Raw genomic sequence first — 23,639 nt, forward strand, 5'->3', positions numbered from 1 at the left:
TAAGTTTTTCCAGTTTTTTTTGCTGCCCCAAACGCTGTACACTCGCTCCTATCGCCCAAATAAAGGAATTAAGAAATGCTATTCAATCCTCTGCAAACCGGTTCTGTCTCTCTCGCTAACCGCATCCTGATGGCCCCTTTGACACGTGCACGTGCTGATGCGGGTCACATGCCTAACGCCCTGATGGCGGAATACTATAGCCAGCGCGCCACAGCTGGCCTGATCGTGACTGAGTGCACGATGGTGGCTGAAAATACATCCGCTTTCTACGCTGAACCTGGCATCTACAATGCCGAGCAAATCGCAGCTTGGAAAGTTGTGACCGATGCTGTACACGCCAAAGGCGGCAAAATCTTCATGCAGATCTGGCACGCTGGCCGCGCTGCAGTTCCAGCATTCAACAACGGTGTAGAAAACGTCGGCCCAAGTGCCATAGCGATCGACAGCGAAGTCCACACGCCTGACGGCAAAGTCCCGAATGCAGTGCCACGCGAATTGCGTCTGGATGAAATCCCTGCCTTGGTCGCTGCTTATGCACAAGGTGCAAAAAATGCGATTGCTGCTGGCTTTGATGGTGTAGAAGTACATGGTGCAAATGGCTATTTGATAGACCAGTTCCTGCGTGACAGTGCCAACACGCGCACTGACAGCTATGGTGGTTCCATAGAAAACCGCGCACGCTTCTTGTTTGAAGTATTGACTGCAGTCAGTGATGCAATTGGCTCCGATAAAGTTGGTCTGCGCCTGTCACCAATCAACAGCTATAACAGCATGAAAGACAGCGATCCTCTAGCTTTGATCTCCTATCTGACAACGCGTTTGAATGAATACAATCTGGCGTATCTGCACTTGATGCGTTCTGACTTCTTCCAGGCGCAAACTGGTGATGTCATGACCGTCGCACGCGCCAATTACAAAGGTGTCTTGATCGGCAATATGGGTTACAACGCTGACGAAGCTGCACAAGCGATCAGTAACTCCGCGCTGGATGCCGTGGCCTTTGGCACCAGCTTCCTGGCTAATCCTGACCTGCCTGCACGCATCAAGCAAGGCGCCGCCTTGAATGCGCCTGATGCAGCTACCTTCTACACGCCTGGCGCAAAAGGTTACACCGACTACCCAAGTCTGCAGGCTGCGTAATACAAAATGCTGGTGAATCACTGCATGTAGCCGCAAAGAAGGTCAACCAGCTTTGGTTGGCCTTTTTTCATTTTAGCCCAGTCTTCAACAACATAATCAACTCATCCGATATTTCCTCAAGTCATCATCCGGTAACTCTTAAGCCTTACATTTCTGCCATCGCCATCATGATGGCTATGACGCATATCTGGCCAGTTAGCCTGGCCTCATTTTCTTGTAATGAATCTTGAGGAATACTTTGATGAAACATATATCAAAAAACACCGCGCACTTGCTGTGCGCCGTCTTTGCAGGCATGAGCCTGAGTGCCTGCGGCGGCAGTAGCAACGAGGCTGTTGATTTGCAAAACCCTGGTTTGTCCTGGCCACCTGTGCCGACAGTGACAGGCCACAGGGGTGCGTCTGCGCTGCGCCCTGAGCATACGCTGGCCGCATATCAAAAAGCGATAGATGACGGTGCTGATATTGTTGAGCCGGATCTCGTGCCAACCAAGGATGGTGTACTGGTTGCGCGCCATGAAAATGAAATTTCTGGCACCACCAATGTATCCACGCTGCCACAATTCGCTGGCCGCAAAGCCACCAAGACCATAGACGGCATCCCGGTCACTGGCTGGTTCACTGAAGATTTTACGCTGGCAGAATTGAAAACCCTGCGCGCCAAGGAACGCATCCCGGCCAATCGCCCAGCCAACACGGCTTATGATGGCCAGTTTGAAGTACCAACCCTGCAAGAAGTCATTGACCTGGTCAAGCAACAGGCCAAGGAAAAGAACCGCGTCATCGGCATCTATCCTGAAACCAAACATCCCACTTATTTCAAATCCATAGGTCTGCCGTTGGAAAAACGCCTGGTGGATGTGCTGGTAGCAAATGGCTACAAGGGCAAAAATGCAGCGGTGTTCATCCAGTCTTTTGAAGTCGCGAATCTAAAAGAATTGCGCGGCATGACAGAAATGCGCCTGGTGCAATTGATCGATAACCCATTGAATGCACCTGTCAACGGCGCGCCACGCAATGCGCCGTATGACTTTGTCGCAGCAGGCAGCAGCCGCACTTATGCAGATCTCGTCAAGCCCGCAGGCTTGAAAGAAATCGCACAGTATGCAGATGCAGTATCGCCCTACAAGGAAGTCATCATCCCGCGCGATGCCAAGAATGAACTGGGTCCAGTCACCAGCTTTATCACTGATGCCCGCGCCGCTGGTCTGAAAGTCCATACCTGGACACTGCGCCCAGAGAATCCTTTCCTGCCAGTCAGCATGCGCCTGGGTGATGCCACTTCGCTGACGCAGCGTGGTGATTCCACTGCAGAAATAACGGCTTATTTGAAAGCCGGGATTGATGGTTTCTTTACCGATGATCCTGCGGTTGGTCGTGCTGCTGTGACAGCGTTCAAGAAGTAAGCTGGCAAACAGTATCACCGCAAATGCCTGGATTCAGATCCAGGCATTTTTTGTTTACGCTTGCTTTAAGCGGCTCGCAAAGAAAGCCAGTATTTCATCCCGTGCAGCAACGGTTGGCTGGCCCGCCTCATCTATCAGGTGAGCAGTGACCACACTATGCGGCGTCATCACATAGCGCCTAAAAAAAGGCGCAGTATCCTGATTGGCGGCGCTATCTGGCAATACCTTACTGATGAAGCGCTCACCTAAAGCTTCTGAAAATGCAGCGAAACGTTGTGCGCGGCAAAATGCATCACCTGCAAAACGGTAAGCCAAGACTGTCAGGTCTTCTGCTTCCAGACGCTGACGCACTGCTTGCAAGTCAGCAGCTTCTATCCCCGTGCCTGCTGGATCATCCATAGGCAAGGATGGCTGCGATACCACTGGTGCGAGCACTGATGGCTCCAGCATCATGGACAGGGCAAAGTTGCCAGTGAAGCACATGCCTATTGCACCCACACCAGGACCGCCAGATTCTTCATGCGCAAGCCTCGCCAGCGCCCTCAACCATAAGGTGACCGGGCTGGAACCCTTGCCCGCAAAGGCGCGGAATTCTGCACTGACGCAAGCTTTCTGGAACACGGCGGCGCCTTCTTCTGCCGATACCACCACACCATCACGCCCAAACAGTGAAGGCATATACACGGTAAAACCGGCATCACGCACCCAGCGTGCAAAGCGTGCCACATGCGGGCTGATACCAGGCATTTCTGTCATGACGATAACTGCAGGCCCTGTGCCAGCGACATAGACACGCTTGCTGACTTCATTGAGCGTGATTTCACGTGCGCTGAAGTCACTGAGTGCGTCGTCAGCATGCATGTCCTGTTTGACTTCCTTGATGGGTATATACGTAGATCCTGCGTTGGACATGAGCACTCCTGATTTGTTTGACTTCATCTTGGCCATCATTGCCATAATGTATTCACTTTCAGATTACTGAATACAAAAACCCCTCACCACAGAGACACAGAGTCACAGAGGACAACTACAGAGAAAAACTCGTTCATTACGTACTACTCGCCATAGGCGAGAGAAATGATCTGTTACCAGTTTAAGCAGAGGTTTTTTCCTCTTGTCTTTCTCTGTGTCCCTGTGCCTCTGTGGTGAGAGGTCTTCAGGTGTTATTTGGTAATCTGGTGTTTCCAGTGTAGGTCTGTAGCAAAAACAAGAATAGCGGCAGTTCAGCCAGAATCAGGGTGGAAATGGACATTTGCAAACGGCATGTAGAATACAAGGGAAATATTCCATCGCAGTGTCGATCACAATTTAGCGGAGCGCAAACCCATGCTGATCTGGTGCAGGTTGCAATACCTTTTGTCCCTGGCTCTGAAACTGCTATTGCTATACAGTTTTGTAGCCCAGGCCCAGGCCGCTGATACGCTCAAGGTTGGTTCCAAACGTTTTACTGAATCCTATGTGCTAGGAGAAATCCTTACGCAAACTGCGGCATCCCATAGTCCTGCATTACATCAGCAAGGGCTGGGCAATACCGCCATCGTCTTTAATGCATTAAAAAATGGCAGTATCGATGTCTATCCAGAATACATGGGTACCATCAATACCGAGATTTTAAAACATGAGAGCGCAATCAGCATGCAGCAGACGCAGGCTGAACTGGCTAAACAAGGTCTCGGAGTTGCTGTGCCTCTGGGTTTTAATAATACCTATGCGCTGGCGATGCGACCTGATGCTGCCGATATTAAATCACTGACCGATCTGGCGATAAAACCCAGCTTGCGCTTTGGCCTTTCCCATGAATTTCTGGGTCGTGCCGACGGCTGGCCAGGTCTTGTCAAACGTTATCATTTGCCGCAACAGGCGAGCGGGCTTGATCATGGCATCGCTTATGAAGCACTGACTGCAAGACAAGTAGATGTCATCGATATCTATTCTACCGATGCCAAGATCAAGCAATTGGGTCTGCGCGTCTTGGTGGATGATGCAAATTATTTCCCGCGTTATGATGCTGTCTTGCTGTACCGACTGGATGTGCCAGCACGCTTCCCACAGGCCTGGGCAACCATACAGAAACTGGAAGGCAAGATAGATAATGCGCAAATGATAGCGATGAATGCAGCGGTAGAAATCGACGGACAGAGCTTTGCCCAGGCGGCGCAGCAATTTGTGGCAAAGTCACCGGCAAGCGTTGAACGAGCAGGTTTCATGTCCAAATTATTTGGCGCAGATTTTTTGAAGCTGACCTGGCAGCATCTGACACTGGTATTGCTCTCGGTTGCACTGGCTTGCCTGGTCGGTATACCACTGGGCATCATTGCCGCCTTTGCACCACGTTTGCGTGAAGTGGTCATGGCTACTGTCGGCATCTTGCAAACCATCCCTTCTCTGGCCTTGCTGGCGATGCTGATACCTGTGCTCGGCAGGATAGGTTTTGTCCCCGCCCTGATCACTTTGTCGCTATATGCCTTGCTGCCCATCGTTCGCAATACCTGCGTCGGCTTGGTGCAAGTACCTGCCGGATTACGCCTGGCGGCACTGGCACTGGGTCTGCCATCGCGTGAGCGCTTGTTGAATATAGACTTGCCTCTGGCCCTTCCCATGATTTTGGCTGGCGTTAAAACGGCAGCAGTCATGAGCGTGGGCACGGCAACCATCGCCGCCTTCATCGGCGCAGGCGGTTACGGTGAACGCATCACCATAGGCCTGGCCTTGAATGACAACCAGATGCTGCTGGCAGGTGCCATACCTGCCGCGGCTTTGGCTTTGTTGACACAATGGGGTTTTGATTTATTGGAGAGGGTGGTAGTTAGAAGAAGGGATTAAAAACGCATATATGATTTGAGTGTTGTTTATCTCTTGAAAACAACAACTCCGCGAGATTCTGTGTCACAAAAAAGGGCTTACGCAAAATTGTCCCAGCAAGGCTATCGCCAAGGAAACCTCCCTGGCAAGGGAGGTTCTTTCCGTCGGCAGACAATGTATTGTCTGAAACCCCGACTACACCGTAGCGACGAAGACAGTACTTTAGTACAACGGTAAAACTTAGGGAGCTGCAACGCAGCTGGGGCGGTTTTGCGTAAGCCCGCAGAACAATGCCTACCAGAAAGCAGCCCCCTTTGGTAATATGCATCCGGTTCGATCTTCCTGATCAAGCCTGAAAACCTGATTTCCCTGCTGCAATAACCTGCCCGGAAAAGCTCTTTTGATTTCGCCCACCCATCATCTCGCTGCATCACCACCAGCCTGGCGCTTTGCCAGGGCGACGGTGCTTGGGGTTTTGTGCGTGGCGTTTTGCACAGTCAAAGTTCATGCAGCCACACCGCAACCCGATAGCACGTTGCAAGTCTTGCACTGGTGGACTTCTGCCAGCGAACGCAAGGCAGCAAGCCTGCTGGCGGCTCGCATGGCAGACGAAGGTATCACCTGGCGTGATGCTGGCATCCCTGGTGGTGCAGGCATAGGTGCGGGCAAGGTATTGAAGAGCCGCGTACTGGCCAATGATGCACCCGAGGTCACGCAAATTATTGGTGTCTCTATACGCGAATGGGCAGACCTGGGTTTCCTGCTGGAACTGGATAAGGTTGCGGTAGTCAATAAATGGAATACCAGTTTCTTCCCGACCATACAAAACCTGATACAGCACCGCAAACATGTGGTGGCAGCGCCGCTGGGCATACACCGCATTAACACCCTGTTTTATAACAAGAAAATATTCACCACGCTGAAACTGTCAGCACCAGAAAACTGGGATGAGCTGGTCGCGGTTGCAACCAGGCTGAAAGCCGCAGGCGTGATACCACTGGCACAAAGCAGCGAACCCTGGCAAGTTGCCACCCTGTTTGAAAACCTGATATTGGCTGAAGGCGGGCCTGAATACCACCGCGAATTATTCGTCAAACAAAATGCCCAGGCCGTGATGGACAAGCGTTTTTCCCATGCGCTGGAACGCTTGCGCCAGATGAAAGGCTGGATGAATAATCCTGTCGATGAGCGGCCCTGGACAGAAGTGGTGAAGCAGTTTTCAAAAAACGAAGCAGCAATGATGATCACTGGCGACTGGGTCAAGGGTGAGCTCAATGATGGAGGTTTTGCCACTGACGAAACTTTCTCCTGCGCGGCCATGCCGGGCACAGGCAAATACCATTTGTATAGTGTCGATACCTTTTCGATGTTCACCAATGATTATTCGCGTATCGCCGCACAAGAGAAATTGGCCCGCCTGGTCGCCACGCCAACCGTGCAAGCTGACTACAATGCCGTCAAAGGTTCAGTATCAGTAAGGCGCGATGCAGACCCTGCGCGTATGGATAGCTGTGCCCGTGCCTCATGGACAACCTTTGCCCAGGGTACAGCTACGCAAGCCCCCAGCCTGGTGCACCGCATGGCTACTGACGAGACCAGCAAGGATGCCATCATCGCCGTCATACACAGATACTTTATCGATGCCACGCTAAGCCCCGCCGACACCCAGGCCAGGCTGATGGCGATGTACAAGACATTTAGCAATAATAAAAAACAAACTCCATAAAATGTGAGGCAGATAAAGATGACGCGCAAAATACTGATAGTCGACGATGACCAGAAGACCCGGGTGTTACTGAAAACCTATCTGGAAAAAAATCAGTATGAAGTCATCCTCTCGCACAATGGCGAGAGCTTCGTGGCCGAGTTCAACAGCCAGATGAACCAGTTGTCGCTGGTGATACTCGATGTCATGTTGCCCGATACCGATGGCTTTGCCCTGTGCAAGGTAGTGCGGCAAAAATCCAATATACCCATCATCATGCTGACGGCCAGTTCAGACGACACTGACCGTATCGTCGGGCTGGAGCTTGGTGCCGATGACTATATCGCCAAGCCCTATAACCCGCGTGAACTGCTGGCGCGCATCAAGGCTATCTTGCGGCGTACTGGCTCTGCCGATGTGCCGACGGCACCACGCTATTACCGCTTCCTGGGTTTCACGCTGGACCTGGTGGAGCGCAAGGTCACCGACAATACCGGTGAACTGGTGGCACTGACGGGACTGGATTATCAATTGCTGAAATATTTCGTTGAGCACCCTGGCGATGTGCTGGACCGCAATGTACTGTCAGAAGAAACCCGTGGCCGCGACGCAGGCCCGCTGGACCGCTCACTCGATGTACAGATCAGCCGCCTGCGCCTGCTGCTCAAAGATGATAGCAAACAACCGACCCTGATCAAGACCGTGCGCGGGGCGGGTTATGTGTTTTCCGCCGATGTGAGCGTGGCAAGTGCCTGAATCTGACATCATGCTCAGGCGTTGGCTGCCACAATCACTGCTGGGCCGTTTGTCGCTGGTCATGGTCTGCGGTGTACTGCTCACGCAACTGGTGGGCAGCGCCATCTGGACCACTCAGCAACGTGCCAAGGCCGAGATAGAAGCGAGCACGGCAGCGCAATACCTGGCGCACAGTGCTTCCAGCGCGATACGCTTCTTCCGCAGCCTGCCGCCAAATTACCGCACCGTGTTGATACAGCAATTCCGCGAGATGGGTGGCACGCGTTTTTTTGTACAGGCGAATAATGCCTATGTACCCATCACAGAAATAGCATCACAGGCGCTGGCGCATACGGTGCTGGGCAAGGTCGGTTACACCCTAAAAACTGACTTGCCGCAGTATCCTGAATTCAAAGTCGCCTTTGCCTGGCCAGATCAACTGACCACATCTGTCGAAGGCACCCGCATCACCGATTTGCCTGAAAGCTGGGTGCAGCATATCTTGCTCATCAAGCCAGTACCCGCCCCGGTACTGGTGATACAGACCGAGCTGGAACCGGGTAACTGGTTATACCTGGCGGCACTGATGCCCAACCCTTATTTTTTGAAGGGCAATGATCCCCTGTCCTTTGACCGCCTGGTTTTGCAGGGCCTGTCACTGGCAGCGGTATTACTGCTGTCCATCATGGTGGTACGCTGGATCACGCGCCCACTGGCGGCTTTATCGGATGCCGCAGCTGCCTTTGGCAAGGGTGAGCAGGTGCCAGACTTGCCAGAGACTGGCAGCCAGGAATTCATCAACACCGCCCGCGCCTTCAGTGCCATGCGCCAGCGCATACAGAGCTATATCGAAGACCGCGAGCGCCTGTTCATTTCCATCTCACACGATTTGCGCACGCCCATCACGCGTCTCAAGCTGCGTTCAGAATTGCTTGATGATGATGTCTTGCGTGGTGAATTTGAAGAAGACCTGGATGATCTTGACATGATGGTCAAGGGCGCATTGCAATGCGTAAAAGATAGCGACATCCATGAAAACCCTACCGAAGTCAGACTCGATCCACTGATACGCAGACTGGTGCGCAGTGCCTATCTGGCCAAGCATAATGTGGCATTTACTGATTCAGGCGTGACCGTCTATGGCAAGCCATTAGCGCTAAAACGTGCAATAGGAAATCTGCTGGACAATGCCCTCTACTATGGCGAACGGGCTGAAATCAGCGTTCACGCTACTGCGGATACTGTCGTCATACAGGTACGCGATCATGGCCCCGGTGTGCCGGAAGACGCCTTGCCAAGTTTGTTTGATCCCTATGTACGCCTGGTGCATGGCCGGAGCCAGAATGAAACTGGCATGGGCCTGGGTCTGGGCATAGCCCGCAGCGTCATCCAGGCCCATGGCGGCACATTGGCGCTGGAAAACCATCTAGAAGGCGGGCTGAAGGCCACCATCACTTTGCCAGGCGCGGCGAATGCCTGAGCAGGCATATCACTAGCATCTCAGCATTTTCTTCCTGCCTCAGCTTGTCTTTAAAAGACAGGCGGACACTCGTCTGCGCAATTCACAACACCTGAATCTGGACTTTTGTAAAGTTTTGTAAGGAATTCTTAAGTTAAGTTTTACCAGCTTAGGTATCCACACATCTGCAAATCGTCCACATCCCAGCAAGCAACAATACCAGTGTCAAAACCGGGTAAGGATTTGTAAGCTGCTCACCTGAGCTGCTCACACAAATCCTCAATGAATCAATCACTTATAAAAATCCGACCTCAACAGATAGGCAAGTGGCATTACATTCATCAGGTTGCTAGTATCAGTTTCAGGTAATTCATTTATATCGATTGGTTTAGCCGGATAACTATTCTGAACAGGGTTTCTCTTGAACCGCATCCCCCACATCGCCATGTTATGCGCCACCGCCATGATGAGCACAGCCAATGCTGGCACGCTCGTCCTGGAGAGCTGGCGCGTGGATGACAAAGCCTTGTGGGAAACAGTCCTGATACCCGCATTTACCAAACGCCACTCTGGCATCGATGTCCGTTTCACGCCCACTACGCCAACAGAATATGACGGCACACTGCTGACACGTTTTAGCAGTGGTACAGCAGGCGACCTGGTCGCCTGCCGCCCTTTCGATGTATCGCAGACCTTGTATAACAAAGGCTTTCTGGACAAACTCGATGGCAAGCCAGGCATGGAGCATTTTGAAGCCACTGCCTTGCTGGCCTGGCAGACTGATGATGCGAAAGCGACTTTTTGCATGCCTGTGGCATCTGTCATTCACGGTTTTTTGTACAACAAAAAAATCTTCAAGAAACTCAATCTGCAAGCACCAAAAAACCAGGCTGAATTCTTGACCGTGCTGGATGCAGTGAAAAAGAATGGCAGCTATGTTCCGCTAGCATTGGGCACGGCAGAAAAATGGGAAGCCACGCAAACCCTGTTCACCAGCATAGGACCCAACTACTGGCATGGTGAAACAGGCCGCAAGGCGCTTATCGCTGGCAAGGCAAAATTTACTGATGCACAGTATGTGGCCGCCTTTGATTATGCCGCCAAGCTGGGCTCGTATTTGCCCAGCACAGCCAGCACGCAAACCTATAGCGACAGCCAGCATCAATTCGCCTCTGGCAAGGCGGCGGTTTATCCGGTTGGGTCCTGGGATATCTCTTACTTCAATCAGGTGCAAGGGTTGGATTTTGGTGTGTTTGCACCACCCGTGCGCGCAACTGGTGACAAGTGCTACATCCTCGATCACATGGATATAGGCATAGGTATCAACAAAAAGTCCCGCAATAAAGAGGATGCCTACAAGTTTCTTGAATGGCTGGGTTCGCAAGAATTTGCCGACTTGTATACCAACCGCGTCACCGGATTTTTTTCGCTGTCGAATCATTTGATCGCAGTACGTGACCCCATAGGCAAGCAAATGATGGAATGGCGCACCACTTGTGAATCCAGCATCCGTGTCAACGCACAGATACTGAACCGCGGCCAGCCCAGCATGGAACAGGAATTATGGAACGTGAATGCCGATCTCTTGAATGGCACGATCACAGGCAAGGAAGCAGCAACAAAGATACAGAACAGTTTTGAAAGTGTGTACAGGCTCAAGCGCTGAGATCATACCTCCCCCAAGAAGTATGACTATTTTTGCCGACGCTTAGTGCGGCGTCGGCATTTTTTTCTTGCTGTTTGCAGCAAGAAAAAAGGCCAGGATTAAAAAGAGTTGAGAAGAAAGTTTTTTACCCCGCCCGTGGCATTCTCTGGTGAGGTCAAGTTGCTGCAATAAAAAAAGATGTGATACCTATGAGTAAAACTAACTGAAGGAGACTTACATGAACAAACCCGTATTCAAGAAAAAACTGTTACCGCAACTGATCGCCATCGTCCTTGGTACAAGCGCATTTAATGTGGTGTACGCGGCAGACGAAACACCCGCTGGCGCACCTGGCTCACAAGTAGTCGAAGTGCGAGGCATACGCGATACACTGAAAAAAAACCTGGCTGGAAAACGCGATTCGCAAAACATCGTTGACAGCGTCAACTCAGAAGACCTGGGTAAATTCCCGGATAAAAACGTTGCTGATTCCCTGCAACGTGTACCTGGTATTTCTGTTGACCGCACTTGGGGTGAAGGCCGCGATATCTTTGTACGCGGCACAGATAAAAGCCTCAACATGACACAGTTGAATGGCCAGTCGGTAGCCTCAGCCTACTGGTGGAAAAATGATTCGCAAAGCCGTGGCTTTAACTATGACATCCTGCCATCTGAACTGGTCGGCAGCCTTGATGTTTACAAAAGCCCATCGGCAGATCTGGATGAAGGCAGTATCGGTGGCCTGGTCAATGTCAAGACCCGCAAACCCCTGCAATTCAAAACCCCTTTGACTGCACAGTTCTCGCTGGAAGCGACTTACTCTGAATTGCCCAAGAAGACAGACCCGCAAGTCTCTGGCCTGGTGAACTGGAAAAATGATGAAGGTACGCTGGGTATCCTGCTGTCCCTGAGCAAGCAAAAACGCACCATGCGCCGTGATGGCCTGGAGAATTTTACTGACTCCACCAAGTACACCATCATCGATCAAAACAATGTCGCCACGCCCAATGCCTATGCATCCTGGGGTGGTGGTTCAGCAATTTTCCGCCAGGACCGTGAGCGCACGACTGGCAATGTCACCCTGCAAATCAAACCTAACCGTGACAGCGACCTCTCCCTGAATTACATCAATTCAGATATGAGCATGGACAATAATAACCAGAACTACCTGTGGCAAGTAGGTGGCCTGGCTGATGGCAATAATGTTATCCGTGTCACCAATCCACGCTTCATCACCACCTCTGACGGCACCAAGGCTTTTGTCGGTGGTACTGTAGGGCCGACGACGGGCGTCTCGTTTGAACCTATCTACCGTGAAGCATACATCAAATCCAAGGTGCTGGATCTGGAAGGCAATTATGAAGGTGATGGCTGGAAAGTACATGGACAGCTTGGCAGCACCGAGGCAGAGGGGGGCAGCAAACATGACCGCAATTTCTGGTTCACTGGCAATACCCGCGCCACGATCAATACCGCACCAAATACCTATGAAGTAACCTATCTTGACATGAGCCCGCTGGACCCAAGCAAGCTCACGCTGCAAGGTGCGCGTGACTGGATACGCAAGATGGAAAGCAAAGAAAATTATGCGCAGGCTGACGTGACGCTGGACCTGACTGGCTCCTTCATCAAGGACATCAAGTTTGGTTTGAAATACCGTGACAACACTGTGCAAAACCACCGCACCATAGGCACAGTAGGCCCTGGCAGTCCTGGCTGGCAGGCTTTCAGCCTGGCTGATTTATCGACTGGCCCGTCACCATTGCTGAGCCAGGCGGCTGCAACCGCCGGTTCCTTGACTCAATATGCATGGGTAAACGACAGCCTGGCCGCCAGCAAGGGTTTTGCCATGTATGACAAGGGCATGGTCTATAAAGAAGCCAAGGGCGAGTATTACAAGATCAAGGAAAAAATCACCGCCGCCTATGTCAAGGCCGACTATGCACTGGATAAATGGCGCGGCGACTTTGGTGTACGCCTGGTCAAGACTGAGCAAACATCTGAAGCCTATCAAGACCTGACAGGCAAGGGCAACTACGTCATCGGCAGCACGACACGTACTTACAATGATGTCTTGCCCAGCCTGAACGTCGTATATGACTTGCGCAAAGACCTCATACTGCGTGGCGCAGTAGCCCGCGTGATGGCACGCAACACTTACAGCGACCTCAGCGCCAGCACCGAAGTCAGCGGCACCACCAATGCAGCCACTGCTGGTAATCCCTTGCTGAAACCTTACCATGCGGACCAGGCCGAGATAGGTGCAGAATGGTATTTTTCTGATGCATCGTTGTTGTCTGCCACCTTGTTCACCAAGCGCCTGGATACCTTTATCTACACCTCGACAGCACAAGAAAATGTTGGCGGTGTAACCCGCCCGGTAACACGTCCGCACAATGCCGACAACGGTGCCGTCATCAATGGTCTGGAACTGCAATGGCAACAGGCATTTGGCAATGGCTTTGGCGCCATCGTGAACTACACCTTCACTGATGCCAAGGCGGGTTCGATTGCTGGCGGCCAGAAACTGAATGTCATAGGCAATTCACGCAACCAGTTGAACGCCAGTGGTTACTATGAAAAGAACGGCATCAGCTTCCGCCTTTCATATAACTACCGCTCCAAATCTTACGGTGGCCTGAATGAAGGTGGCCAGGATGTCACCAGCGCCTATGGCCAGTGGGACGCCACGGCCAACTGGGACATCACACCAAAAATCAGCCTGTTTGCCTCTGGCGTGAACCTGACCAACTCTGTCATCCGCACCAATACTACCGATGGTTTGCCAGTAGGCGTGTATGAAAACGGCGCTCGTTACAGCGTAGGCGTCAGAGCCAAGTTCTGATCTTTGCTCATCTGCACCAAAGTGATCTGAAGTGATTCAGCTCACCATGCGAAGAGCGCCAGAAGAGCCTCCCCACATAAGCAGCAGGGGAGGCTTTTTTTGCACGATCAAAAAGTACTTGTTACAGCTCAAGATCAAGTGACCACTTTAAATACGTCTGGAACACCTCATGAATAACAATGATCAAGCGTCAGGATCAACAAAGGACGTGGTCATCGCCATGTTCTTTATCAGCCTCTTGTTTTTTATCCTGGGTTTTGCCACCTGGCTCAATGGCTCACTCATCCCTTTCCTGAAAATAGTCTGCGACCTGAATAACTTCCAGGCGTTGTGGGTGACGTTTGCGTTTTACATCGCCTATACCGTCATGGCCCTGCCCTCGGCAGCCATACTCAGCCGCACCGGCTACAAGAACGGCATGACCCTCGGCCTGGGCATCATGGCGGTGGGGGCATTGCTGTTTATCCCGGCAGCCAAGTCCAGCTACTACGGCTTGTTCCTGCTGGCCCTGTTCACCCTGGCCACCGGCATGACACTGATGCAGACAGCCATCAACCCCTACATCGTTTGCATAGGCTCACGCGAGAGCGCTGCCATGCGTATCAGCATCATGGGTTTGTTCAACAAGGGCGCGGGCATCGTCGTGCCACTGGTGTTTTCTGCCCTGATTTTGTCCGGCATGGAGCAGTATTCTGACACGGCACTGGCAGCGCTTGATCATGCTGGCCGCCTCGCCTTGCGCTCTGAACTGTCATCGCGCCTGGTTTGTCCCTATGCCATCATGGCGGGCGGCTTGCTGGTGGTGATGGGCATCGTGCATTTTTCTTCACTGCCAGAATTGCGGGCAGATGAGGAAAAGAACCAGCCAGAAGTCACCAGATGGGGCGTGCTGCAATACCCGCAACTGGTGCTGGGTGCGCTTTCACTGTTTGCCTATGTTGGCGTCGAAGTCATCGCTGGTGACACCATAGGCCTGTATGGCCACAACCTGGGTGTCAACAACTATGCCGTGCTGACTTCCTACACCATGGGTTTCATGGTCATAGGCTACATCCTTGGTGCCACCACCATCCCCAAGCTGATGACACAAAAAACTGCCCTGCTGTTCTCCGCCATCAGCGGCCTGCTGTTCACCGTCGGCGTCGCCACCAGCTCCGCCACCGACACCAGTATTGCACAGGCAATCATCGCCTGGGCTGGCGTACCCGTTGTACCCAACACGGTATTCTTCCTCGCCCTGCTGGGCCTCGCCAACGCCCTGGTCTGGCCCTCCATCTGGCCACTGGCCCTGCAAGGCCTGGGCAAATACACCGCAGCCGGTTCTGCCCTGCTCATCATGGGCATCGCCGGCGGCGCACTGCTGCCGATGCTATACGGAAAATTCTCCGACACAGGCAATCCCCAAACCGCCTACTGGGTCATGCTGCCTTGTTATCTGATGATTTTCTTTTATGCGGTAAAGGGGCATAAGCTCAGGAGCTGGGGGGCCGGTGCAGGACATCTGGAGAGGGTGGATCAGGCGGGGTGAGTTGCTTGCCCGATTCACATTGAGTCAATGCCTCATCCTTGTAACAGTGAGGGTGAGGATTAATCAAGAAGCAACATTTTGCAGAGTAATTTGCTCAAAAATTAAGCCAACGCCAGCATCATAACCAGTATAATTCTATTGGAAAGTTAGATTATCTAAGCCTAATCTATATAAAACCAATGGATTTCTCTTTACTACTGCCTGATGAAATTTGCCTGACACTCGGCGAAAGAACACGTGAGCGGCGCTTGCTGTTGAACATCAGCATAGAAGAACTGGCGCAACGCACAGGCATCTCGGCACAAACTGTCAGCAGCTTTGAACGTACTGGCAAATGCACACTGGCCAACTTTGTCCGCATACTTGAGTCACTGAATGCCACGCCAGATTTACAGACGGTCCTGGTGCCGCAAACCAATACCATAGAAGACATGCGGGCAAAGTCTGCCGTACAAGCCAGGCAGCGGGCATATCGCAAAACCAAAAGCCCGTCATGAAAGAACTCAAGGTCAACTATAACGCGCATGGCGTATCCCTTTGGATGGGAACACTGGCCGACGATGGCCGCGATATCTTGTTCCAGTATTCGCCTGTTGCACTCGCACGTGGCCTGGATCTATCCCCCATACGCCTGCCACTGCGTCCAAATGCCTACCCTGACAAACAGACCGATTACCTGCCCATCATGCGGGTGCCGGGATTAGTCTACGACTCCTTGCCGGACAGTTGGGGTTTACAGTTGATGAAACGCCGCATGAAAGCCAAAGGCATCGATACCGACACTGTCTCTGTACTAGACATGCTCGCCTATCTTGGTGATAACACCATGGGTGCTTTTACCTATGAACCCGGCACCGAGACCCATCTGGCAGTCACCGACCTAGCATTAATAGAACTCGCAAAAGAAGTGCGGGCATTGCTGGCAGACGATAGCCACGAAGTCCTTGATGAACTGGCCAAGGCAGGCGGCTCCCCCGGCGGTGCACGCCCCAAGGCGCTGGTTTACTACCAACCAGCAACCGGGAAAATGAGCACTGAATATATGCCAGATGCAGAATCCTGGCTCATCAAGTTCCCTGCAAAAGAAGACGCCAGCGATAGCTGCGCACTGGAAGAACTGTATGCCCGGCTGGCACGCAAATGCGGCTTGGGCATGGGCGACACACAATTCTTTGAATTGCCAGACGGCATGACAGCATTTGGCACAAAACGTTTTGACCGAGATAAGGAGCAGCGCATTCACGTCCACTCGCTCGCAGGCATGTTGCACGTCCACTTTCAAACACCAAGTTTAGGTTACAGCGAATTCATGCGCGCAACCCGCAGACTGACAAGGGATGCACGAGAATTAAAAAAAGCATTACAACGCTGCGTTTTCAACGTACTGATGAACAATCGCGACGACCATGCCAAAAACCTGTCCTACCTGCTCAACAAAAACAATGAATGGGAACTCGCCCCGCCATATGACCTGACCTATTGCGCTGGTTATCGCGGCGAGCATTTCATGGACATAGCTGGCGAAGGCAAATCACCAACGCGGGCACATATCCTGAAAGTTGCGCAAGACAGTGGGATGAAAGAAAAAGAAGCGCAGAATATTATTGATGAGATGCTGGAGTTAATTACAGGTGTTGACTTCAAGAGCGCAGCGCAGGATCTGCCTATCTCGAAAAAGACGTTGACGATAGTGGGCAAAGTCATTGAGGCGAATAGGTCAAATTTATACTACTAGTATAGCCATATCCAATAAGTCACACATAAATCAGCAAAAAAGAACTTACTCTAACGAATCACTAATTATTACAAATAATCTAACAGATCATCATTAATTTTATTGAAAACACATTAACGACATATTAAAAAACCACACTTCACAGGGAATATTTTAGGGAAGTCAGCTTTAATATTGTTATATTTTAAGAAAGTTACACCAAATCCTCAATTATTAATTATTTTGTAAGTTATCTAATATAATAAAATTGGTATTCGTGGGATGCGCCTCGCGCAAATACTAAAACGTTGACTTGCAGATAGGGAAAATATTCCTTGAGTGTAGAAGATCAAAATAAAAAACTGGAGCATTCGCTCGCAGAATTACTAGACAAAGTTGCTTTAAATACTGTTGTCAATTGTGCTTATTCATCAAAAATTGATGATGCATCTCTCCTTCCTCCTACAACTTTACTTTATGTCCGTTTTAATGAAGATATGCCGCAAGTCCATAGCCTTGCTAGATTTCTTTGGAAGCAATGCGTAAATTATGCACTCTCGCGAAAACGTCGCATAGAATTTCAAAAAACCATACAAAATGCCGCCCCAGGGGATATTTCTGCCACCACAGAAATAGTTCGTGTGGTTCGAGACGTCTTCGTCGATTTTAATAAGAAGTATCCATCCAGAGCTAGTGAGGTCGGAGAAGTACTAGCCTACTGTGTTGCTGTTCATCATTTACAAGCTGCGCAAGTAGCAGCAAAGATGTCACTAAAGACATCTACAAATATGCCAATTCATGGTCTTGACGGTATTCATGCAACTTTCGATTCAGGTCAATTATCAATTTATTTTCTTGAATCAAAACTTTCACAAACTGCTAACGCTGGCGTTCGTGAATTTGCTGAATCAGTAGCCGGGTTTTCAAAGAATGAGAAGCAATATTTGCGCGAATATGAACTAGTAGGCGATCTGGGGAATTTAGATGTACTTGAAGGTGAAGTACGCAAACTAGCTCTTGATCACTTCGACGTAATCGGCAAACCAGAAATTCAACGTCGTGAGCGCTACGTAGGTGTTATCTGCTATTCGGAAAAAAAACATTTCTCTAACGTGATTCCTGTTTCAGATGGCCCTACTGATATTCACGAAAAACATTTTTCAGGGATATATGGCAATGAAGGCCGTCATCACTATGATGCAACACTGAAACACTTGAAGGATCACGGCGCAAATCCAAATAAGTGCATAGTTTTTTTTGTCGCTGTACCTAGTGTTGACAAACTCCGCGAAGCATTTTATTCCGAAATGGGAATAAGTGAAATATCTCATGCGCAAAAACCGGAAGGCAAGAAAAAATGAGCAGTTTTGTGACAGATCTCGCGAACCGCTTAGTAAAATATCCTGAATATTGGACTGCATTTCAGGCACTTCAATGCAAAGGGGCGGGGTCAACTCTTCCAAATAAATTAAAATACAAACATGTAGAGTTGAGTATTGACCAGCACTTCATGCTGCTCTATTGCGCCTCTGTGTTTGCGCAAACTAACTCAGACATTTTTAAGACAATGGCGCAATCCATTGCACTTAATTCTTTTCTTATTAGCAAAGAGAAAAGCATTCATGAACGATGCACCCGAATAATGACGGAATTAGGAAATTTTCCAGGACTAGCTTATATAGAAAAGGACTATGATTCATCAAATGACACATTGCTCGGAATATTACAAAGACGTTTATCTCAAGAATTGAACACCGTCTCTATTGGAGGCCTTCGTCTCCCGCTTACAGACTATCAAAAATCAATATGGGAAGCGTTACCAGATACAAAATCTCTTGCAATTTCAGCCCCAACATCAGCTGGAAAATCCTTTTTGGTAATTGAGCATATGTGTCGCTCTGTTGAATTCGCAGCGAAATTTTCTACTGTGTACGTTGCGCCTACGCGAGCGCTTCTTGCCGAAATTCTTCAAACAATTAAAGCGAGAATGGAAAACGTAGCAGGTGTTCGAGTATCGGCGATTCCGTCGCTGGATTCTGAAAAAAATCCAAAACAAATATTTGTACTAACTCAAGAAAGATTGCAGGTACTAATAGCTATTTCAAACGCACCTTTTGATTTAGTTATAATTGACGAAGCACAAAATTTATCGGACGGATCACGTGGCATGATCCTTCAAGAATGCATAGATCAGCTGATACAACGCGGGAAAAACACACGAATTGTTATGCTTTCGCCTGGAGCGGAAGGTTTCGAAGAAGCTGCAGAGTCTGTGGGTATAGATAATCTGACTTACGCTACAACCACTGTTTCACCTGTACTTCAAAACAGAATTCTCGTAAATGAGTCTGAAAATAAAAACGGACTAACTCTTCAATTATTGACTTCAAAAGGTATCCAACCAATAGGTCAAATTTCCAGTGATCGCGATTTTAATATTACAGGATCGCGACTTGCCAAAGTCGCCCTAGAACTTGGATCGCAAGGAGGTTCCCTAGTTTACGCCACTGGCCCAAGTGATTCAGAGAAAGTCGCGTCACAAATTTCGGCAGAATACAAAATACAAAAGAACAATGCTCTTGAAGAGCTTGCTACCTTCATAGAAAAACATATACATAACGAATATAACCTTGCGTCAATGATACGTAATGGTGTTGCATTCCACTATGGGAAAATGCCCAATTTATTACGCGAGGCAATTGAAGCTGCGTTTAAATCAGGAGCAATTCGTTTCCTTACGTGCACGACTACTCTATTTCAAGGCGTTAATCTTCCCGCACGAAATGTCTTCATTGGAACACCAACTCGCGGTAAGGGGACAATATTGGAACCTGCTCTATTATGGAACTTTGCAGGGCGTGCAGGCAGAATGAGGAAGGATATTGTAGGAAATGTTTTCTTAGTAGATTATGACCAATGGCCTCAACAATCCATGAATAATCTAGTTAAATTCAAGATACTTCCTGCATTCAAACAAACTATTCTGGATTCATATGATGAAGTAATCAGGGCATTAAATGGGGACATGCCGAAATTGGCACGCAACAATGATCGCCCAAGTCGAATTAGATCAGCTACCGGATTATTAATAGCTAGGGCAGCACGTGGAGATATATCGGAGTTTGTGACGCGAGTTGTTCCAAAAATTTCAAAGGAGCGACTAGCAAATGTGACGAAAACTGCGATTGATGCGTCAAAAGCGATTAATTTGCCAGCAGAACTACTTTCGTCCAATTGGACTATAGATCCATTTGGACAAAAAAGACTTTATGAGAAACTGGTATTAATAGTCAAAGAAGGTAATCTTGACCTAATAATACCGATTAATCCTCATGACGTTCGAGCATATGACGTCTACTCAAATATCTTCAATTTGGTCTCAAAGGAAATAATTGGGTACTCAGAAAAGTATGGCAATTATGTGGCAGTCTATGCTTTACCTTGGATGCGAGGTCTTCCATATCCGCTCATCGTCAAAAAAGCACTCGACTACGAACGCAAAAAAATAAATTCCCTTTCCGAAGAAAGCGGGGAGCGAGAAACACATGTTCGTCCAATACAAATAAATGTAAACAAAGTTATTCGATCTGTTTTTGATGTAATTGAAGACATCATAAGATACCAATTTGTACAGTTTGGAAAAATGTACATTGATATTTTGACACTCGTACTTCGAACCGAAAGTAAAGGTGAAATGACATCTAAAATATTCGATTTTTCGTTAGCACTGGAGTTAGGTGTTGCAACAGAATCCAGTAAATCATATGTCGAGCTCGGCCTATCTCGAATCGCTGCTACTGCACTAGATCAGCTTTATCCAGATTCTAAACTCGATGTTCCTTCCGCAAAGAAATTTCTAAAAACTGTCGATATAAATGCTGCCGGACTAAACCAAATAATAATTGATGAACTAAAACGACTAAATTTAGTAACACTGATTGAAGTTGACGAGTAACAATACAATTGCCAAAAATTTACTCATTTTATAGCTTCCTTACAATTATAGAACCTTCGTTCACGGAGACATTGGCAATAAACTGAACATAATTTCCGTTACGACTTAGTGATGCATCAAAATCGTCCGAAATACGCAATGCGCTTTTTCTTCCTAAAATATCTCCCCACCCTTGTGATAATGTACCAATTCAGCAATACTCTGCCTACGCCGAATGTGCTGGTGAAATTCAGTCACTTGCGCCTATTCGCCGAATAGCTGCTGGCCGCTATCAATAGAATTGCCTGCCAGCATCCTGCAAGAATTTTGTTTTTTGGAGAACACTATGGGTCTGTGGAATAAGCTCAGCAATGAATTTATCGATATTGTCGAATGGCTGGATGACAGTCCCGATGTCATGGTGCATCGCTTTGAGCGCTATCAGAATGAAATCAAGATGGGTGCCAAGCTGACGGTGCGCGAGGGGCAGATTGCGGTGATGGTCAATGAAGGCCAGATGGGCAAGGGGCAGGTCGCGGATGTGTTCACGCCCGGCATGTATGAATTGTCGACCGCCAATATGCCTTTGCTGAGTACGCTCAAGGGCTGGAAATATGGCTTCAACAGCCCCTTCAAGGCAGAAGTATATTTCTTCAAGACGACCCGTTTCACCAATATGAAATGGGGCACGGCTGGCCCTGCGACCATGCGCGACCCTGAATTTGGCGTGGTGCGTGTGACTGCCTTTGGTATTTATGGCATACGCATAGTCGATGCCAAGGCCATGCTGGTGGAGCTGGTGGGCACCAAGGCTGACTTTACGACAGCGGATATAGAAGAAAACCTGCGCGGCAAGATCGGCACGCGCATCAAGGAAGTCATGCCTGAGATTGGTGTGCCCATCATCGACCTGGAAGCCAAGGTCACCGAAGTGGGCAGGCGCATACAGGAAAAAATTGCGGCTGACTTTGTGCAATATGGTCTGGAACTGTGCGAAGTACAGGTGCAGGACATAGGCTTGCCGGAAGAGGTGGAAAAAGCCATAGACCAGCAAGGTGCCATGCGCGTGATAGGCAATATGAACCAGTTTGCCCAGTATCAGGGTGCGCAAGCCTTGCGTGATGCGGCCCAAAACCCCGGCGCAGCAGGCACCATGATGGGCGTGGGTGTAGGCGGTATGCTGAGCCAGAGCATGGGCACACTATTTGGCAATAACCCGCAGCCAGCCGCTGCCCCGGCTGCAGGTGCTGGCATGCCGCCACCTTTGCCAACGGCAGTGCAATACTTTGTCGCACAGAATGGCGCGCAGACAGGGCCCTTCGATATGCATGTGCTGCAATCGCAAGTGGGCAATGGCAGCCTGACGCGTGACAGCCTGGTGTGGCGTCAGGGCATGGCTGCCTGGGGCAAAGCGGGTGACCAGGCTGACCTGGCTGGCTTGTTTGCATCCATGCCACCACCTTTGCCTTAACAATCCATCGCAGCCCTACGCAATCCATCCTTCATCTGATATGGCGTCGCCCCTGCTGGGGGCGACGCCCAGTGTTTTGTTCTGGAATCATCACCTGTGACGACAAAAAACTATCCCTGTAAATCTTGCGGTGCCAAGCTGGAATACGCGCCTGGCCAGCATGCCTTGCAATGTCCCTATTGCGGTTCCAAGAATGATATACCGGAAGACCAGGAAGCCACCATTGCGGCCGTAGAAGAGCTGGACTATCAGGCGTATCTGGCAGACCAGGCAGGCAATGAGCCAACCATCGCCAGCCAGAACGTAAAGTGCACAGGCTGTGGGGCAGAATCGCAACTGGCGGCCAACCTGGTGTCTGACCGTTGCCCGTTTTGTGCCGTACCGCTGATCGCGACCAATGCTTATGCTGCGCGCAAAATCAGGCCCAAGGCGATTGCACCGTTTGATATCAAGGAATCTGAAGCGCGTGGCAAATTTGCCGACTGGGTCAAAGGTTTGTGGTTTGCCCCCAATGCGCTGAAAAAGGCTTACCGGGCTGAGCGTGGCCTCAAGGGTATCTACACCCCTTACTGGACTTATGATGCCGACAGCTATACCACCTATCAGGGCCAGCGCGGTGTTGACTACACGGTGACAGAAACCTATACCGAAAATGGCGAAACCAAGACCCGGCAGGTGACCAGAACCAACTGGTATCCGGCGGCGGGTGCGGTGCAGGTGGCCTTTGATGATGTACTGGTCATAGGTTCAAAAACCCTGCCGACTTCATATGCGGAAAACCTGGCCCCCTGGAATCTGGAAAAATTGCAGGGTTATCGCGATGATTATGTGTCCGGCTTCACGGTAGAGGCTTACCAGGTCGGCCTGGAACCCGGCTTTGTGGATGCGCGCAACCAGATGGAAAGCGTGATCCGCGATGCCATCTGCCGCGATATCGGTGGTGACCACCAGCGCATCAGCGCCATGCAACCGCGCTATTCAAATATCAGCTTCAAGCATATCCTGCTGCCTATCTGGCTGTCGTCATACAAATACAGTGACAAGGTGTACCGCTTCCTGGTGAATGGCCAGACTGGCGAAGTACAGGGTGAACGCCCGTATTCTGCATGGAAGATTGCGGGGGCGGTGTTATTGGCAATCGCAGTAATCGTCGTGATTGCTATGCTCAATCAAAAATAATCAGTATCAAGACATCTCAACACAGAGGGACACGGCGCATTCTCTGTGCCCCCTCTTTGAGTTTTTTGGTCTTTCAA

Annotated in this window: 16 protein-coding genes; 15 read left to right on the plus strand and 1 reads right to left on the minus strand. The window is 50.0% G+C overall.

Annotation, left to right across the window (positions count from 1 at the left end; translation table 11 throughout):
• Positions 1 to 75: 75 nt before the first annotated feature.
• Positions 76 to 1,140, plus strand: coding sequence for an alkene reductase (locus Q8K39_RS11725; protein ID WP_186957159.1), 1,065 nt, complete (start codon positions 76 to 78; stop codon positions 1,138 to 1,140).
• A gap of 241 nt (positions 1,141 to 1,381) precedes the next feature.
• Positions 1,382 to 2,545: a glycerophosphodiester phosphodiesterase gene (locus Q8K39_RS11730; RefSeq protein ID WP_305260374.1), complete on the plus strand. Its 1,164-nt coding sequence runs from the start codon at positions 1,382 to 1,384 to the stop codon at positions 2,543 to 2,545.
• Positions 2,546 to 2,599: 54 nt separating this feature from the next.
• Here the strand turns inward: Q8K39_RS11730 and Q8K39_RS11735 are convergent, their stop codons facing one another.
• Complete coding sequence (locus Q8K39_RS11735) at positions 2,600 to 3,457, minus strand: dienelactone hydrolase family protein (RefSeq protein ID WP_186957161.1); 858 nt, start codon at positions 3,455 to 3,457, stop codon at positions 2,600 to 2,602.
• Positions 3,458 to 3,871: 414 nt separating this feature from the next.
• Between Q8K39_RS11735 and Q8K39_RS11740 the strand changes: the two genes are divergently transcribed.
• The 13 genes from Q8K39_RS11740 to Q8K39_RS11800 all read left to right on the plus strand — a co-directional run bounded on the left by Q8K39_RS11740 (position 3,872) and on the right by Q8K39_RS11800 (position 23,562).
• Complete coding sequence (locus Q8K39_RS11740; RefSeq protein ID WP_305260377.1) at positions 3,872 to 5,368, plus strand: glycine betaine ABC transporter substrate-binding protein; 1,497 nt, start codon at positions 3,872 to 3,874, stop codon at positions 5,366 to 5,368.
• Between the two features lie 379 nt (positions 5,369 to 5,747).
• Positions 5,748 to 7,073 (plus strand): ABC transporter substrate-binding protein, encoded by a 1,326-nt coding sequence (locus Q8K39_RS11745; RefSeq protein WP_305260379.1) that lies wholly within the window; start codon positions 5,748 to 5,750, stop codon positions 7,071 to 7,073.
• Between the two features lie 18 nt (positions 7,074 to 7,091).
• A complete protein-coding gene (locus tag Q8K39_RS11750; protein WP_305260381.1) occupies positions 7,092 to 7,808 on the plus strand; it encodes a response regulator in 717 nt (238 codons plus the stop codon).
• A gap of 10 nt (positions 7,809 to 7,818) precedes the next feature.
• On the plus strand, positions 7,819 to 9,267 hold the full coding sequence (locus Q8K39_RS11755) for an ATP-binding protein (protein WP_305260383.1): 1,449 nt from the start codon (positions 7,819 to 7,821) through the stop codon (positions 9,265 to 9,267).
• A gap of 424 nt (positions 9,268 to 9,691) precedes the next feature.
• Positions 9,692 to 10,912, plus strand: a complete 1,221-nt coding sequence (locus Q8K39_RS11760) for an ABC transporter substrate-binding protein (RefSeq protein ID WP_305260933.1) — start codon at positions 9,692 to 9,694, stop codon at positions 10,910 to 10,912.
• A gap of 217 nt (positions 10,913 to 11,129) precedes the next feature.
• Entirely contained in the window at positions 11,130 to 13,736 is a 2,607-nt protein-coding gene (locus tag Q8K39_RS11765; RefSeq protein WP_305260384.1) for a TonB-dependent receptor, read from the plus strand.
• 169 nt (positions 13,737 to 13,905) lie between these two features.
• On the plus strand, positions 13,906 to 15,264 hold the full coding sequence (locus Q8K39_RS11770; RefSeq protein WP_305260386.1) for a sugar MFS transporter: 1,359 nt from the start codon (positions 13,906 to 13,908) through the stop codon (positions 15,262 to 15,264).
• Positions 15,265 to 15,443: 179 nt separating this feature from the next.
• Entirely contained in the window at positions 15,444 to 15,761 is a 318-nt protein-coding gene (locus tag Q8K39_RS11775; RefSeq protein ID WP_305260388.1) for a helix-turn-helix domain-containing protein, read from the plus strand.
• Complete coding sequence (locus tag Q8K39_RS11780) at positions 15,758 to 16,999, plus strand: type II toxin-antitoxin system HipA family toxin (RefSeq protein WP_305260390.1); 1,242 nt, start codon at positions 15,758 to 15,760, stop codon at positions 16,997 to 16,999. Before Q8K39_RS11775 ends, Q8K39_RS11780 begins: the two co-directional genes overlap by 4 nt.
• Positions 17,000 to 17,313: 314 nt before the next feature.
• Complete coding sequence (locus Q8K39_RS11785; protein ID WP_305260392.1) at positions 17,314 to 18,339, plus strand: DUF1837 domain-containing protein; 1,026 nt, start codon at positions 17,314 to 17,316, stop codon at positions 18,337 to 18,339.
• Positions 18,336 to 20,933, plus strand: a complete 2,598-nt coding sequence (locus Q8K39_RS11790; protein WP_305260394.1) for a DEAD/DEAH box helicase — start codon at positions 18,336 to 18,338, stop codon at positions 20,931 to 20,933. The genes Q8K39_RS11785 and Q8K39_RS11790 overlap by 4 nt, the downstream gene beginning before the upstream one ends.
• Before the next feature lie 325 nt (positions 20,934 to 21,258).
• Positions 21,259 to 22,383 (plus strand): SPFH domain-containing protein, encoded by a 1,125-nt coding sequence (locus tag Q8K39_RS11795; RefSeq protein WP_305260396.1) that lies wholly within the window; start codon positions 21,259 to 21,261, stop codon positions 22,381 to 22,383.
• Between the two features lie 96 nt (positions 22,384 to 22,479).
• The gene (locus tag Q8K39_RS11800) at positions 22,480 to 23,562 is read left to right on the plus strand and encodes a hypothetical protein (RefSeq protein WP_305260398.1); all 1,083 of its coding nucleotides are present in this window, start codon (positions 22,480 to 22,482) and stop codon (positions 23,560 to 23,562) included.
• Positions 23,563 to 23,639: the final 77 nt, after the last annotated feature.

Source organism: Undibacterium sp. (genome assembly GCF_030683615.1).
Taxonomy (GTDB): Bacteria; Pseudomonadota; Gammaproteobacteria; order Burkholderiales; family Burkholderiaceae_D; genus Undibacterium; species Undibacterium umbellatum.

Excerpts from the sequence above, each read along its gene's own strand:
- Q8K39_RS11725 (WP_186957159.1), top strand. The coding sequence starts at position 76 with ATGCTATTCAATCCTCTGCAAACCGGTTCTGTCTCTCTCGCTAACCGC.
- Q8K39_RS11730 (WP_305260374.1), top strand. The coding sequence starts at position 1,382 with ATGAAACATATATCAAAAAACACCGCGCACTTGCTGTGCGCCGTCTTT.
- Q8K39_RS11735 (WP_186957161.1), bottom strand. The coding sequence starts at position 3,457 with ATGTCCAACGCAGGATCTACGTATATACCCATCAAGGAAGTCAAACAG.
- Q8K39_RS11740 (WP_305260377.1), top strand. The coding sequence starts at position 3,872 with ATGCTGATCTGGTGCAGGTTGCAATACCTTTTGTCCCTGGCTCTGAAA.
- Q8K39_RS11750 (WP_305260381.1), top strand. The coding sequence starts at position 7,092 with ATGACGCGCAAAATACTGATAGTCGACGATGACCAGAAGACCCGGGTG.
- Q8K39_RS11755 (WP_305260383.1), top strand. The coding sequence starts at position 7,819 with ATGCTCAGGCGTTGGCTGCCACAATCACTGCTGGGCCGTTTGTCGCTG.
- Q8K39_RS11760 (WP_305260933.1), top strand. The coding sequence starts at position 9,692 with ATGTTATGCGCCACCGCCATGATGAGCACAGCCAATGCTGGCACGCTC.
- Q8K39_RS11765 (WP_305260384.1), top strand. The coding sequence starts at position 11,130 with ATGAACAAACCCGTATTCAAGAAAAAACTGTTACCGCAACTGATCGCC.
- Q8K39_RS11770 (WP_305260386.1), top strand. The coding sequence starts at position 13,906 with ATGAATAACAATGATCAAGCGTCAGGATCAACAAAGGACGTGGTCATC.
- Q8K39_RS11775 (WP_305260388.1), top strand. The coding sequence starts at position 15,444 with ATGGATTTCTCTTTACTACTGCCTGATGAAATTTGCCTGACACTCGGC.
- Q8K39_RS11780 (WP_305260390.1), top strand. The coding sequence starts at position 15,758 with ATGAAAGAACTCAAGGTCAACTATAACGCGCATGGCGTATCCCTTTGG.
- Q8K39_RS11790 (WP_305260394.1), top strand. The coding sequence starts at position 18,336 with ATGAGCAGTTTTGTGACAGATCTCGCGAACCGCTTAGTAAAATATCCT.
- Q8K39_RS11795 (WP_305260396.1), top strand. The coding sequence starts at position 21,259 with ATGGGTCTGTGGAATAAGCTCAGCAATGAATTTATCGATATTGTCGAA.